The organism is Microbacterium sp. AC215, from assembly GCF_979258645.1.
In genome coordinates this window covers 69,503-83,212 of record NZ_OZ409869.1, presented here as the reverse complement: position 1 = coordinate 83,212, position 13,710 = coordinate 69,503, and the positions used below count along the sequence as shown (strand labels likewise).

Annotated in this window: 13 protein-coding genes; 6 read left to right on the top strand and 7 right to left on the bottom strand. The window is 68.2% G+C overall.

Annotated elements, in window-relative coordinates; all coding sequences use genetic code 11:
* Positions 1-50 precede the first annotated feature (50 nt).
* Both ACZZZF_RS00525 and lpdA read left to right on the top strand, forming a co-directional pair.
* The gene (locus tag ACZZZF_RS00525) at positions 51-710 is read left to right on the top strand and encodes a copper resistance CopC family protein (protein WP_463496651.1); all 660 of its coding nucleotides are present in this window, start codon (positions 51-53) and stop codon (positions 708-710) included.
* Positions 711-719: 9 nt separating this feature from the next.
* Positions 720-2,117, top strand: a complete 1,398-nt coding sequence (gene lpdA / locus ACZZZF_RS00520; RefSeq protein ID WP_053096802.1) for a dihydrolipoyl dehydrogenase — start codon at positions 720-722, stop codon at positions 2,115-2,117.
* Between the two features lie 56 nt (positions 2,118-2,173).
* Here the strand turns inward: lpdA and ACZZZF_RS00515 are convergent, their stop codons facing one another.
* The 5 genes from ACZZZF_RS00515 to ACZZZF_RS00495 are packed head-to-tail and all read right to left on the bottom strand — an operon-like array spanning position 2,174 to position 5,457.
* Positions 2,174-2,893: a methyltransferase domain-containing protein gene (locus ACZZZF_RS00515; RefSeq protein WP_230100707.1), complete on the bottom strand. Its 720-nt coding sequence runs from the start codon at positions 2,891-2,893 to the stop codon at positions 2,174-2,176.
* Entirely contained in the window at positions 2,890-4,044 is a 1,155-nt protein-coding gene (locus ACZZZF_RS00510) for a type III polyketide synthase (protein WP_463496649.1), read from the bottom strand. The genes ACZZZF_RS00515 and ACZZZF_RS00510 overlap by 4 nt, the downstream gene beginning before the upstream one ends.
* Positions 4,045-4,098: 54 nt before the next feature.
* Positions 4,099-4,743 (bottom strand): CYTH domain-containing protein, encoded by a 645-nt coding sequence (locus ACZZZF_RS00505; RefSeq protein ID WP_463496647.1) that lies wholly within the window; start codon positions 4,741-4,743, stop codon positions 4,099-4,101.
* Positions 4,736-4,948: a hypothetical protein gene (locus ACZZZF_RS00500; RefSeq protein WP_042538484.1), complete on the bottom strand. Its 213-nt coding sequence runs from the start codon at positions 4,946-4,948 to the stop codon at positions 4,736-4,738. The genes ACZZZF_RS00505 and ACZZZF_RS00500 overlap by 8 nt, the downstream gene beginning before the upstream one ends.
* A 38-nt stretch (positions 4,949-4,986) precedes the next feature.
* Positions 4,987-5,457, bottom strand: coding sequence for a prepilin peptidase (locus ACZZZF_RS00495; protein ID WP_187249834.1), 471 nt, complete (start codon positions 5,455-5,457; stop codon positions 4,987-4,989).
* A gap of 132 nt (positions 5,458-5,589) precedes the next feature.
* On the opposite strand from ACZZZF_RS00495, the gene ACZZZF_RS00490 reads away from it, so the two are divergent.
* Genes ACZZZF_RS00490 through ACZZZF_RS00480 form a run of 3 tightly spaced genes read left to right on the top strand, consistent with a single transcriptional unit; the run spans position 5,590 to position 11,386 of the window.
* Entirely contained in the window at positions 5,590-6,387 is a 798-nt protein-coding gene (locus ACZZZF_RS00490; protein WP_056278977.1) for a hypothetical protein, read from the top strand.
* Entirely contained in the window at positions 6,384-7,925 is a 1,542-nt protein-coding gene (locus ACZZZF_RS00485; protein ID WP_463496645.1) for a DNA polymerase Y family protein, read from the top strand. The genes ACZZZF_RS00490 and ACZZZF_RS00485 overlap by 4 nt, the downstream gene beginning before the upstream one ends.
* Entirely contained in the window at positions 7,925-11,386 is a 3,462-nt protein-coding gene (locus ACZZZF_RS00480; protein WP_463496644.1) for an error-prone DNA polymerase, read from the top strand. The genes ACZZZF_RS00485 and ACZZZF_RS00480 overlap by 1 nt, the downstream gene beginning before the upstream one ends.
* A 5-nt stretch (positions 11,387-11,391) precedes the next feature.
* Here the strand turns inward: ACZZZF_RS00480 and ACZZZF_RS00475 are convergent, their stop codons facing one another.
* A complete protein-coding gene (locus ACZZZF_RS00475) occupies positions 11,392-11,781 on the bottom strand; it encodes a hypothetical protein (RefSeq protein WP_400341200.1) in 390 nt (129 codons plus the stop codon).
* 424 nt (positions 11,782-12,205) lie between these two features.
* Here ACZZZF_RS00475 and ACZZZF_RS00470 point away from each other — a divergent pair, with 424 nt between their 5' ends.
* Positions 12,206-13,069: a DUF72 domain-containing protein gene (locus ACZZZF_RS00470; protein ID WP_400341201.1), complete on the top strand. Its 864-nt coding sequence runs from the start codon at positions 12,206-12,208 to the stop codon at positions 13,067-13,069.
* 30 nt (positions 13,070-13,099) lie between these two features.
* On the opposite strand, the gene ACZZZF_RS00465 is transcribed toward ACZZZF_RS00470, so the two are convergent.
* Positions 13,100-13,702 (bottom strand): TetR/AcrR family transcriptional regulator, encoded by a 603-nt coding sequence (locus ACZZZF_RS00465; RefSeq protein WP_400341203.1) that lies wholly within the window; start codon positions 13,700-13,702, stop codon positions 13,100-13,102.
* Between the last annotated feature and the right edge of the window lie 8 nt (positions 13,703-13,710).

The window sequence follows — 13,710 nt, the reverse complement described above, 5'->3', positions numbered from 1 at the left end:
GCTCGCGTCACTATCAGGCACCGCATACCGACACTTCATAGGCTGAGCACGTGAAAACCACAGCCCGTCGCCTCCCCGCAGCTCCGATCGCCCTTGCGGCCGCCCTCCTGACCGCATTCCTCGTGCTGTTCGCACCTCTCTCCGCCGCAGCCCACGACAGCCTGCTCGCCTCCTCCCCTGAGGCCGACAGCACGGTCGACACGCTTCCCACCGAATTGACGCTCACCTTCAGCGCGAAGCTCATCGATGAGACCGGCGCGACCGAGGTCGTCGTGACGGATCCGTCCGGCAACTCGGTCACCGACGGAGCCGCCACGGTCGAGGGGGCGATCGTCACTCAGCCGCTCGCCGCCGAGGCCCCAGCCGGCGGCTATCACGTGATCTGGAAGGTCGTGTCGAGCGACGGCCATCCGACCTCGGGAGAGTTCGACTTCACGGTCACGAACAGCACGGAGGCCGCGCCCACCTCGGAGCCCAGCTCCGAGCCCACTGCCAGTGCCACCGCAGCACCCGAGCCGGCTGCGACCGCGGGCCCCGGGAGGGACGCCACCCCGGCCCCCGAGAGCGACGACTCAGCGGCGCCGATGACGACGATCTGGGTGCTCTCGATCGTCGGCGTCCTCGTGATCGTCGGCATCGTCGTCTGGCTCGTCGTCCGCGGTCGCCGCGACCCGGCATCCGCCGATTCCGACCTCCCCTCGGGGCGATAGGCTTAAGGCATGCCACATTACGATGTCGTCATCCTCGGTGCAGGTCCTGGCGGATACGTCGCTGCGGTTCGCAGCGCGCAGCTCGGTCTGTCCACCGCCATCATCGAAGAGAAGTACTGGGGCGGTGTGTGCCTCAACGTGGGCTGCATCCCCTCCAAGGCTCTTCTGAAGAACGCGGAGCTCGCGCACACGCTCAACCACAAGGCCGACTTCTTCGGCATCTCGGGTGAGTTCACGATCGACTACGGCAAGGCGTTCGACCGCAGCCGCGTCGTCGCCGACGGTCGCGTCAAGGGCATCCACTTCCTGATGAAGAAGAACAAGGTGACCGAGTACGACGGTCGCGGCACCTTCACGGGCCCGAAGGCGATCTCGGTCGCGAAGTCCGACGGCTCGACCGAAGAGGTCACCTTCGACAACGCGATCATCGCGACGGGCTCGAAGGTCCGACTTCTTCCGGGCGTCCAGCTCAGCGACAACGTCGTGACGTACGAAGAGCAGATCCTCTCGCGCGAGCTGCCGAAGTCCATCGTCATCGTGGGCGCCGGCGCCATCGGCATGGAGTTCGCGTATGTGATGACGAACTACGGCGTCAAGGTCACCATCATCGAGTTCCTCGACCGTGCCCTCCCGAACGAGGATGCCGACGTGTCGAAGGAGATCGCCAAGCAGTACAAGAACTACGGCGTCGACATCCTGACCTCCACCAAGGTCGAGTCCGTCGTGGACAACGGCTCGTCCGTCACCGTCTCCTACACCGGCAAGGACGGTCAGCAGAGCTCGATCGAGGCCGACAAGGTGCTCATGTCGGTCGGCTTCGCCCCCAACATCGAGGGCTTCGGTCTCGAGGCCACCGGCGTGAAGCTCACCGAGCGCGGCGCGATCGACATCGACGACCACATGCGCACGAACGTCGAGGGCATCTACGCGATCGGCGATGTCACCGCCAAGCTGCAGCTCGCCCATGTGGCCGAGGCGCAGGGCGTCGTGGCCGCAGAGACCATCGGCGGCGCGGAGACCCAGACGCTGGGCGACTACCGCATGATGCCGCGCGCGACGTTCTGCTCGCCGCAGGTCGCCTCGTTCGGTCTCACCGAGCAGCAGGCGAAGGACGAGGGACGCGAGATCAAGGTCGCGACGTTCCCGTTCATGGCCAACGGCAAGGCGCACGGACTCGGCGAGCCCGTCGGATTCGTCAAGCTGATCGCCGACGCCGAGCACCTCGAGCTCATCGGCGCTCACATGATCGGCCCCGACGTGTCGGAGCTCCTGCCCGAGCTGACGCTGGCCCAGAAGTGGGACCTCACGGCCCTCGAGCTGGCTCGCAACGTGCACACGCACCCGACGCTGTCGGAGGCGCTGCAGGAGGGCTTCCACGGCCTCGCAGGTCACATGATCAACTTCTGATCACCGCGATCGACTCGAAGGCCCGGCACGCTCACGCGTGGCCGGGCCTTCGTGCGTCATGAGACCGCGTCGGCGCGCCTGCGCAGCTCCAGCCGCGAGGGGAGTCCGAAGTGCACGGTCCACCCGGACGGCACGAGCGCGGCGAGTTCTCCCCTCGTGTACGAGCGACGGATGCTGATGAGGCCGTCCTCTCGGATGAACGAGCCCCGGAACAGCGTGCCCGCGAGGATCCACGTCGCGACGTCGTACAGCACGTAGGCGAGTCGAGTGCGGGCGATGTCGCGGTGCACCACGACACCGCCGCTGCCGACGAGCGCCTCGGAGTCCCGCAGCAGGCCGTCGAGCTCCGCCCCGGTGAGGTGGTGCAGCACGTGATTCGAGAAGACCACGTCGAACTGCTCGCCCTCCGCCACGAGGTCTGACGAGAAGGCGCAGCGATATGCGATGCCGGCTCCTCCATCGTGCTCCGCCGCCCAGCGGATCGCCCGCTCGTCGGCGTCCAGCGCCGTGATCTCCACCTCGAGACCCGCTCGCCGCGCTCGCGCCGCGATCATCCGGCATACGTCTCCGCCACCCGCGCCGATGTCGAGGATGCGGATCGGGCCGCGGCGGGCGCGCGGCAGGATGTCCTGGCGATAGAGCAGTCGGGGTCGGGAGACGAGCGCGTTCACGAGACGGAAGCGCCGGTAGGTGCGCTCCAGCATCCCGATGTCCGCATGCGGGTCGTCCATGAGCTCGCGCGCCTCGGTGGCGCGTGTCGAGAGGTCGTGTCTCACGACATGCCGGTGGTGACCGTCATCAGTGCGCTCTCGGCGGTCAGCCCAGGGCCGAAGGCCATCGCGGCGACGCGCGACCCGTCCCTCGCGCCGTCGTCGAGGATCCGCTTGATGACGAAGAGCACAGTGGCGCTCGACATGTTGCCGTTCTCGCGCAGCGTCTCCCGGGCCGGGAAGAGCTGATCGTCGCTGAGATTCAGTCGCTCCTGCACGCGGTCGAGGATGCTGCGTCCACCGGGGTGGATGGCCCAGTGCTCCACCCGCTCCCCCACGCGCCCCTCGTCGAACGCGGCTGCGAGCTCGCCCTCACGCGCGTACAGCGGACGGATCGCGCCGATGATGGTCTCCCCGATGATCTGCGGCACCTTCGTCGACAGGATCATCTCGAAGCCGTGGTCGCCGATGGTCCAGGCCATGTCCTTCTCGCCCTCCGCGGCTATCGCCGTGTGGAAGCCGTCGAGACGCACCGCAGGAACAGGAGTGGCGAGGTCGCGTGCGGTGACGATGCCGGCAGCCGCCCCGTCGGCGAAGAGCGAGTTGGCGACGATGAGATCCGGGTCCTCCGACGAGCGAAGGTGCACGGTGCACAGCTCGACGCTGACCACGAGCACCACGGCCGTGGGGTCGGCTGCGCAGAACTGGCTCGCCGCACGGAGCGCCGGCAGCGAGGCGTAGCAGCCCATGAATCCGAGGTGATAGCGCTGCACGCTGTCGGACAGCCCCAGCCCGCGCACGATCTCGTACTCGGGGCCCGGCGCGTGGAAGCCCGTGCAGGATGCGGTGATGACGTGCGTGACGTCTGCGGCGACGATGTCGGGGTCTGCGTCCAAGGCGCTGCGCGCCACCTCCACGAAGAGACGCGACGCCTCGCACGTATAGAGGTCGTTGCGGGCTGCGGTGCCCGGCGACTGCAGGCGGCCCGTCTCACGGTCGAAGAACATCTTGTCGTCCGTGCCGGCCGCGGGCGAGAGCTCTCGGATGACGGTGTGGCGGGTGTCGATGCCCGAGCCGTTGAACGACGCCCCGATGATCCGCTGGGCGAGGCGTCCGACATCGGGCTGCGAGGCGAAGATGTCGCGCACCTCGTGCTGCTCGATGACGGTGTCGGGAACGATCGTCCGCAATGAGCGGAGCACGGCAGCGCGGGTCATGTCTGTCACTCAAGCATGATCGCGCGCCAGCACGGAAGGGGCTTGCATCGGGCGTCAGAAACCCAGAGCACGCGCGAGCTTCGAGCCGGATGACGCGTCGCGACCCCCGACATCGGAGACGACCCGCTCCACGGCGTCGAAGAGGGCTGCTCGCCCCGCCGCATCGACAGGCGCGGCCGGCCCGAGCTCGAACTCCCACTCCCGCCATTCCCGCTGCACGTCGTGTCGGAGATCGGTCGCGCGAACGCGGTCATCGACGAACTCGGCGACGACTCCGGCCGTCCCGGTGAGCAGGTACGCCGTGCGGGTGTTCTCGATCCGCGCGAGGGGTGCGAGCGGCGCCGTCGCCCATCGCGAGATGGTCTCGGTCACGGCATCCGGGATGCTGTCGTCTTCGCCCAGGGGCCAGCCGATCTCGAGGCGACCGTCACCTTCTCGCGGTCCCTTGATGTGCCATCCGGCATCGGGGCCGCCGGTGCGGCGACGAAGGGCTACCCCTGCACGGGAGAGCCGAGCATCGACGGTGTCGAAGTAGCGAGCGTCGAGCTCGCGCACCTCTCCGGACGACACGGCATCCACTCCGGGGATCCCCACCCACACCGGAAGGGGCGTGGAGTCATCGACGTCGTACTTGCGCTCGACCTCGACGACCCTGGAGGGCTCGGAGCCAGACGGCGACTCGCTGGGGTGCTCAGTCATCCGACGGGCTGATGTCCTCGAGGGATTCGTCGTACCAGTAGTCGATCTCGGTGGGACCGTCGGTGTCGCCGGTGTTCTGCGCGTCACCGCGCCGGTTGTACACCACCTGGGTCTCGCTGTAGGGGACGATCAGCTTGTCGTCCGCGTCGCCGAGAGGAATGATCTGCCCGTCGAGCGGGCCGCCGTGAAGTCGTGCGAGTGCCATGTCCTCACCCTATCGCCGACGGCACCCTGCACGGCGCCTCACTCCATCAGGATGCCGAGGAGCGCGCCGATGATCATCCACGGTCCGAAGGCGATCCGCGTGGAGCCGTCCGCCCTGCGGAGCATCATCAGCGAGAGGGAGAACACGGCGCCGAGCACGAAGGCGGATGCTGCTCCCACGGCGAGCGCCTGCCAGCTGTGCCATCCGAGGACCAGACCGATGACGGCGGCGAGCTTGACATCGCCTCCGCCCATGCCGTCCCGGCTGAGCAGACGGAGCGTCGCGTAGAAGCCGCCGAGGATCAGCAACCCGGATACGGCCCTGATCAACGGGGCGCTCTGGCCGACCGTGATGGCGTCGACGACTCCGAGGACGATGAGCGCCGCGAGGGTGGGGAGCACGATCCGGTTCGGCAGCCGATGCGTGCGGATGTCGACGGCGACGAGTCGGCAGGCGATCGCGAACAGGGCCAGATGAACGGTCACGACGGCCACAGTACGGAGATCCATGCCCGCAGGTTAGGAGAACTCGGACGGCGGCGATGACCGCGTGTGGATAACGTCACGCCGCGATGTCGGAGGTTCGAACTATCGTCATCTACTCCAGTTGCTTTATTAGTACATATCTTCGAGGATGGATTCATGGGGATCGGGCTCGATGCGGTGACCGCGCTCTCTCCGGCTGGCGACTCCCGCGCCGGAGAGGTTCTTCGGCTGCGCCGGGAGATCAGCCGCATGCAGCGCAGACGCAGCGAGCACCCGCTTCTCCCTCTCGATCCGGCCTTCTCCTCGCTGCTCCCCGAAGAGGGGCTGCAGACGGGGGCGACGTACACCGTCTCTCCCTCCCCCAGTCTCGTCCTCGCACTGCTCGCCGCGGCCTCGGGCAAGGGCCACTGGTGCGCGGTCGTGGGCATGCCCACACTGGGTGTCGAAGCCGCAGCGGCGTTCGGAATCGCGCTTCCTCGCCTGATCCTCGTCCCCGAACCAGGAGACCGCTGGCTCGCCGTGGCCTCTGCGCTCGCCGAGGTGGTTCCGCTGATCGCCGTACAGCCCGGAGGGAGGGCCCGCGATGCGGATGTGTCCCGACTGAGCGCACGACTGCGAGACCGCGGGAGCACCCTGCTCGTCACCGAGTCCGCGGAGTCCGGCGCCTGGCCGCAGAGCGAGGGGTCCATCCGGCTGCACGACCAGCACTGGCTCGGCATCGGCGAGGGGTGGGGGCTCATCGAAGGCTCCACGGCGACGGTGTCGGCGCGGACGAGGCACAGTCCGCTGACGTCGAGCGTGCGCGTGCGTCTTCCCGGCTCCCACGGCGCAGTGGAAGAGCTGCCGGCGGAGCACGTCGCCACCGAGACCATGGCCGAGATCACAGGGCTGACCGGCCTGCGCGGCGGCGAGGCCGCTCCGCTCGAGTACCCGCGTCTGGCGGTGGCCGGATGACCGCCGCTCCACTTCGCGTCCTCGTCCTGTGGCTTCCCGATTGGCCGCTGAGAGCAGCTCTCGGCGGGCCACCGCCTCATCCGCCGACCGCTCTGGTGCATGCGAACACCGTCGTGGCGTGCACCGCATCGGCGAGGGAGCACGGCGTGCGCGCCGGCCAACGTCGCCGCGTCGCTCAGGGCCATATCTCTTCACTGCGCGTGATGCCCCACGACCCCGCCCGCGACGAGAGAGCGTTCCTCCCCGTGCTGCAACTCATCGAGAAGCACGCGCCCGGTGCGGCACTGCTGCGTCCAGGGCTGGCGGCGGTGCGGGCACGGGGCATCGCGCGCTATCACGACGGCGAGGCCGAGGCGGGGCGTGCCCTGATCGACATCCTCACCGACGCCGGGTTCCCCGAGGTGCGCGTGGGCATCGCCGACGGCCCCTTCACCGCCGAGCTCGCCGCGCGAGGGAGCGCACCGTGCACCGTCGTACCTGCAGGCCTCGCGAAGGACTTCCTCGCCCCACTCCCGGTGAACGTTCTGAGAGACGAGCAGCTCACCGGTCTGCTCGTCCGGCTCGGTGTGCGCACGCTCGGCGACTTCGCGGCCCTCGACGAGATCGAGGTGCGCGATCGCTTCGGCGAGCGCGGCGCGCGTCTGCACGCCCTCGCCGCCGGCGCCGATTCCCGCGCGGTGGTGGCACGACCTCCTGACCCCGAGCTCGTTCGCTCCATCGAGTTCGACTCGCCACTCGCCGGAGCCGATCAGGTGGCCTTCGCCGTGCGGCAGACGGCCGATGCGGTCATGCTCGCCCTCGGTGAGGCCTCGGTGGTGTGCACCGAGGTCCGCATCGACCTCACCGACGACGACGGCAAGGTGTTCTCGCGCCCCTGGCTGCATCCCACCTGCTTCGATGCCGCTGATCTCGTCGACCGGGTGCGCTGGCAGCTCGAAGCACTGGGAGCCGAATCCGCGAAGGAGCCGGTCGATGAGGCTCGTGCCTTCGGCGGAATCTCTCTGGTGCGGATCGTCCCCGTGGCGGTCGACGATGCCGCCCATCACCAGCCCGGCCTCTTCGGGTCCGGCACTGATGAACGCCTGCATCACGCCATCTCGCGCGTGCAGACGATGCTCGGCCACGAGGGCGTCGTCACCGCTGCCCTCTCCGGCGGGCGCTGGCTCGCCGATCGTCAGGTGCTCACTCCGTGGGGCGAACGCGCCATCGCCCCCAGAGACCCAGCGCAGCCCTGGCCGGGGAGCCTTCCCGACCCTCTCCCCGCCGAGGTGTTCCGCCCTCCTCGCCCCATCGGAGTGCTCTCCCCTGACGGCGAGACAGTCCTCGTCGACGAACGGGGTGCGCTCTCGGCGGCGCCCGCTCGCATCGACGGCGACGACGTTCAGGCGTGGGCCGGTCCGTGGCCGATCCATGAACGCCGATGGGAGGACTCCGGCGGCAAGAGAGGGCACCGCCTGCAGATCGTCGACGATCATGATCGGGCCTGGCTCGTCTTCTGCACCGGAGGCCGGTGGTGGGCTGAGGGGAGGTACCGCTGATGGGCTGGCACAACCCTCCCCTGTCCTGGAACGAGCTGGAGCGCACTCTCAGCGGCGAGGAATCGCCCTACCCGACGGTAGGCATCCCGCCCGGCAGCCGACCCGACCCCGGCCCCGTCAGCACCAAGCGCACACGGAACCCACCGACGTCCGTCAGCAGGCCAGAGGACGCCGTCCCGTACGCCGAGCTGCATGCGCATTCGTCCTATTCCTTCCTCGACGGCGCCTCCTCACCGGAGGACCTGCTCGCCGAGGCCGAGCGTCTCGGACTCACTGCACTGGCGCTCACCGACCACGACGGCTTCTACGGTGCTGCCCGCTTCGCCGAGGTCGCAGAGCTGATGGATGTGAGCGTCCAGACCGTGTTCGGCGCAGAGCTCTCGCTCGGCCTCGACGCACCGCAGCGGGGCGCCCCCGATCCCGTCGGCGACCATCTGCTGGTGCTCGCCGACGGGCTGGAGGGCTACCACCGTCTCTCCGGCGCGATGACGGCCGCCCACCTGCGCGGTGGCGAGAAGGGCCGCCCCGTCTACGACCTCGAGGAGCTGGCAGCCGCCTCAGACGGGCACTGGACGATCCTCACCGGATGCCGGAAGGGCGGGGTCCGCCGTGGCCTAGAGGCGGGAGATGCTCAGACGCCGCTGCGCCGACTGGTGGATCTGTTCGGCCAGGATCACGTCGCCGTCGAGCTCTTTGACCACGGCGACCCGCTGGACACACGACGCAACGACGCTCTCGCCGATCTCGCCAGACGGATGCGACTGCCGGTGGTGGCGACGAACAATGTGCACTATGCAGCGCCCGGGCGTGCATCACTGGCCGAAGCGGTCGCCGCCGTGCGCGCCGTGCGCAGCATGGACGAGCTCGACGGGTGGCTTCCGACTCACGGAGGAGCGCATCTGCGCAGCGGCGCGGAGATGGCAGCGCGCTTCCGGCGCCACCCCGGCGCGATCTCCTACGGCCTCGAACTCGCCGCAGCGTCGGCCTTCTCCCTCCGCCGTGCACGACCTGCCCTCCCGAAGCAGGAGGTCCCTGACGGACACACGCCGATGAGCTGGCTGCGCCACCTGGTGTGGGAGGCCGTGCCGACGAAGTATCCGCGCCTGGATGCCGACGGCCGTCGCAGGATCGGACGCGAGCTCGATGTGATCGAGGAGAAGGATTTCCCCGGCTACTTCCTCATCGTGCACGGCATCGTCGCCGAGGCGCGCCGTCGCGGCATCCTGTGCCAGGGGCGCGGCTCGGCCGCGGCGAGCGCCGTCTGCTATCTGCTCGGCATCACCGCCGTCGACCCGATCCTCTACCGTCTGCCCTTCGAGCGCTTCCTCGCGACGACCCGACAGGAAGAACCGGACATCGATGTCGATTTCGACTCCGATCGCCGCGAGGAGATCATCCAGTGGGTGTACCGGGAGTACGGACGCGAACGTGCGGCACAGGTGGCGAACGTCATCCAGTACCGTCCGAAGAACGCGGTGCGCGACATGGCGAGAGCTCTCGGCTACTCTCCGGGACAGCAGGATGCCTGGTCCCGGCAGGTCGATGGGTGGAGCGCCGGACTCGAGGTGGCCGACGAGCACGACATCCCGGCGAACGTGCTCGACTACGCGGGCGAACTGCTGAAGGCTCCCCGGCATCTCGGCATCCACTCCGGCGGCATGGTGCTCACCGCGCGCCCTGTCGGCGAGGTCGTTCCCGTCGAGCATGCACGCATGGAGAACCGCACGGTGATCCAGTGGGACAAAGACGACGCGGCCTGGATGGGGCTGGTGAAGTTCGATCTCCTCGGGCTCGGGATGCTGGCTGCGCTCCAGCACTGCTTCGACCTGATCCACGACGCCACGGGTGAGCGGTGGACGCTCGAGACCCTTCCGAAAGAAGAGCCGGCCGTCTACGACATGCTCTGCCGCGCCGACTCGATCGGGGTGTTCCAGGTCGAATCCCGTGCGCAGATCGGCCTTCTCCCCCGCCTGCAGCCTCGGGCCTTCTACGACCTCGCCATCCAGATCGCGCTGATCCGCCCCGGGCCCATCCAGGGCGGGGCCGTACATCCCTTCGTCCGCCGCAAGATGGCGAAGGATGCGCTCGACGAGGAGAATCTCGCCAGAGCCGCCCGTGGCGAAGAGCCCGTGGTGCTCGAGATCCCGTATCCGCACGATGACCTCAAGCCGATCCTCGAGCGGACACTGGGCATCCCGATCTTCCAGGAGCAGCTGATCCAGATGGCGACGGCCATCGGCGACTGCACCGCCGACGAGGCCGATCTGCTCAGACGCGCGATGGGGTCCAAGCGCGGGCTCGAGAAGATCGACAAGGTGCGAGACAAGCTCTACGCGGGGATGACCAGGCGCGGACTCTCCGCCGAGCAGTCGGATCGCATCTACGCGCAGATCCAGGCCTTCGCGAACTTCGGATTCGCAGAGTCCCACTCGTTGTCCTTCGCGCTCCTGGTCTATGCGAGCTCCTGGCTCAAGCTGCACTATCCCGCGGCGTTCCTCGCGGGGCTCCTCCGGTCGCAGCCGATGGGCTTCTACTCCGCGTCGACACTCACCGCGGATGCACGACGACACGGGGTCGAGGTGCGTCGACCCGATCTGCACGCCTCGGGGGCCACCGAGACTCTCGAACCCCTCGAGGGCTCACCGCTGCGGATGCCGACGGGGCGGGACACCTGCAGCGACCCTCTGCAGCCCCGGGTGCCGCGCTTCGATCGCTCCTCACCGGACGAGTCGGCGGCACACCGTCGAGATGGCGCCTATGCGGTGCGCATGGGTCTCAGCGGTGTGCGCGGCATCGGCACTCAACTGGCGGAGAAGATCGTCGCCGAGCGCGAGGCAGCCGGACCTTTCCGCGATCTGAACGATCTGGTGAGGCGCACGGATGCCACCGCTGCGCAGCTGGAGTCCCTGGCGACCGCCGGCGCGTTCGAGTGCCTCGGCCTCCAGCGCAGAGAGGCGATCTGGCTGTCCGGGGCAGCCGCTGAAGACCGATCCCGGTTCCTTCCCGGCACGACGATCGCCGTGCAACCGCCGCTGTTCAGCGATCAGTCCAGCTATGAGCGGCTCTCCGCAGATCTCTGGGCGACCGGCGTCTCGACCGACGACCATCCGATGGCGCATTTCCGCGGGCTCCTGCGCGAACGGGGCGTGCTCACCTCAGCAGATCTGCAGAGCCACGAGACGGGGCGACGCATCGAGGTCGCCGGTCTTGTGACCCACCGTCAACGTCCGGCGACCGCAGCCGGTGTCACCTTCCTCAACCTCGAGGATGAGACCGGTCTCGTCAACGTCATCTGCTCCACTGGGGTGTGGGGTCGTTACCACCGGGTGGCGCGCGATTCTCCTGCGCTGATCATCCGCGGCATCCTCGAGCGTTCAGCGGAGGGCGTCGTGAACGTCCTCGCCGACGCGTTCGAAGATCTCCGAACGGGGGTGACGCATCGTTCGAGGGACTTCCGGTGAGCGGCTCACCAGAAGCGTTCGGGCTCGGGCTCGGGGACGCGGTCTCCGCCGCCCCAGCGATCGGCTTCAGCCTTCGCGGCGTCGACCGCCGCATCCGCCCCGTTCAGAGCAGCCCTGGCGCTCGTCGCCCCTGATCCGTCTCTGTCGGCGTCGACGGTGAGAGTCGTCTGCGAGGAGTGGCCGCCGATGGTCACGGTGCAGTCGACGACACGGCCGAGCCACCGGAGCAACTCACCCCGCGGCTCTTCGACGCGGCGATACCGGATGCCCGTGTCGAGGTCTCTGACCGACAGGATCAGCGACTCTCCGGTCAGCTCGTCGATGCGCTCCGTCACCTCGACGCGGTGCCCGTGGGCGATGGCGAGGTGCGCGTTCAGCACGAGCTTTCTGTCCATGAACCCACTCTATGAGTGCACGTTCTCGCGGCAAGCCCCAGTCTTGGAAGAAACATTCGTAGATTTCTTTGTCCCCCAAATGGCGGACAGAGCTATTAAGCGATATTCTGCAAGGAGTAGCGGGGGCTACCGGCTGAACATCTGGGGATATCAGTCGAGAGAGCAGCGAAAATCTTCGCCGCCTCCCCTACCGTCCGGGAAGGACGGTGAGCCCTCTCGAGTGATCCAAATGGGGTTGGACGACTCGAGAGGGCAACCAGTCCTCGCACCACGCGCGATCCTCGTCTTCACGTACAGCCGAGCGAGAGAGCACGCCGCTACCAACGTGGCCCACGGGCGTCAACCCCGCTCCCCATCTGCGGCATCGCACCTATCGTCGCCTCACGCCGCCCGAATCACGGCGGCAGCGGAGGAGGATCAGTCGATGACCGCCGCACGCGCTGCGCAGGTGAGGATAGGCGTGTCGGGCTGGCGGTACGCCAGCTGGCGCGGTGACTTCTATCCCCGGGGTCTGCCTCAACGCCGGGAGCTCGAGCACATCGGACAGCACTTCCCCACCGTCGAGCTCAACGGATCGTTCTACTCGCTGCAACGCCCGGATAGCTACCGTCGCTGGCGCAGCGAGGTGCCTGACGACTTCAGCTTCGCCATCAAGGGATCCCGCTATGTGACGCACATGCTGCGGCTCCGCGACACGGAACAGGCACTCGCCAACTTCTTCGCTTCCGGCATCCTCGCGCTCGGAACCCAACTCGGACCGATCCTCTGGCAGCTGCCGGAGCGTGAGAAGTTCGATGCCGAGGTCCTGGAACGATTCCTCGATTCACTCCCCCGCACGACGGGCGATGCTCAGAAGCTGGCGATGACGCACGACTCGCGTCTCGACGGACGAGCCTGGACGGAGCTCGAGAGCGACCAGCCGATCCGTTACGCGATCGAGCCGAGGTCGCAGACATTCGACGATCCTGAGGCACTGCGCATCCTCAGTCTCCACGGCGCTTCGCTCGTCATCGCCGACACCGCCGGCAGATGGCCACGTTTCGACGCCCTGACGAGCGAGGTCGTCTATGTCCGGCTTCATGGCGCACAGATGCTCTATCACAGCGCCTACACCGCCGCCGAGCTCGATGAATGGGCCGACCTGCTCTGCGCCTGGTCGGACGGCACGGGCGCCGGCGACGGCCGACCGCGCGACGTGTACGTCTACTTCGACAACGACGCGCGCGGGCACGCACCGCACGATGCGGCAGCGCTCCAGGCGCTCGTCACCGCACGCACCGGATCCTGACCAGTCACCGCCGCTCCACCGGTTCCCGGGTCATCGGCTGAGCCGAGCACGGAGCGAATCGACCAGCAACCCGACGCCGAGTTCGAAGGTCCGATCCGCGCGGGCTGTCCCGCGCTCCGCGCCCTCCATCACGCGCCCGAGCGTCCGCGTCCCCTCCCCGGGCTCCCAGACCTCGTCCGGCGATGCCAGATCGAGGCCGAAGCCGATCGCGAATGCGTCGATGATCGCGATCACCGTGAGCACCTCGTCCTCGGGGAAACCGCCGTCGACGAGAGCGGTCGCCAGGTCGTCGTAGGCGGCGATGACCGCCGGATGAGTGATCGTCTTGCCGATCAGCAGCGGTACGAGCTGCGGGTGATCGGCATACATCTGGCGCTGCTGTCTGAGCAGATCGACCAGGAAGTCGTCCCACTGCTTCTCCTCGGGCCTCACCCGGTAGTCCTCGACCAGACGGCCGCGCATCAGCTCGATGATGCCGTCCATGCCGTCGACATGGTTGTACAGCGAAGAGGGCCGGACACCGAGCCTGCGCGCGATCGCGTTCACCCCGAACGGCTCTCCGGCCCTCGACAGCTCGAGGCCTGCCGCGCCGATGATGTCGGGCGACAGCAGGGGGCTCGACGGCCTGGGCATCGCATTCT

What these genes read in the sequence shown, in the direction of transcription:
- lpdA (WP_053096802.1), top strand. Translation starts at nt 720, where the DNA reads ATGCCACATTACGATGTCGTCATCCTCGGTGCAGGTCCTGGCGGATAC.
- ACZZZF_RS00510 (WP_463496649.1), bottom strand. Translation starts at nt 4,044, where the DNA reads ATGACCCGCGCTGCCGTGCTCCGCTCATTGCGGACGATCGTTCCCGAC.
- ACZZZF_RS00505 (WP_463496647.1), bottom strand. Translation starts at nt 4,743, where the DNA reads ATGACTGAGCACCCCAGCGAGTCGCCGTCTGGCTCCGAGCCCTCCAGG.
- ACZZZF_RS00500 (WP_042538484.1), bottom strand. Translation starts at nt 4,948, where the DNA reads ATGGCACTCGCACGACTTCACGGCGGCCCGCTCGACGGGCAGATCATT.
- ACZZZF_RS00495 (WP_187249834.1), bottom strand. Translation starts at nt 5,457, where the DNA reads ATGGATCTCCGTACTGTGGCCGTCGTGACCGTTCATCTGGCCCTGTTC.
- ACZZZF_RS00490 (WP_056278977.1), top strand. Translation starts at nt 5,590, where the DNA reads ATGGGGATCGGGCTCGATGCGGTGACCGCGCTCTCTCCGGCTGGCGAC.
- ACZZZF_RS00485 (WP_463496645.1), top strand. Translation starts at nt 6,384, where the DNA reads ATGACCGCCGCTCCACTTCGCGTCCTCGTCCTGTGGCTTCCCGATTGG.
- ACZZZF_RS00480 (WP_463496644.1), top strand. Translation starts at nt 7,925, where the DNA reads ATGGGCTGGCACAACCCTCCCCTGTCCTGGAACGAGCTGGAGCGCACT.
- ACZZZF_RS00475 (WP_400341200.1), bottom strand. Translation starts at nt 11,781, where the DNA reads ATGGACAGAAAGCTCGTGCTGAACGCGCACCTCGCCATCGCCCACGGG.
- ACZZZF_RS00470 (WP_400341201.1), top strand. Translation starts at nt 12,206, where the DNA reads ATGACCGCCGCACGCGCTGCGCAGGTGAGGATAGGCGTGTCGGGCTGG.
- ACZZZF_RS00465 (WP_400341203.1), bottom strand. Translation starts at nt 13,702, where the DNA reads ATGCCCAGGCCGTCGAGCCCCCTGCTGTCGCCCGACATCATCGGCGCG.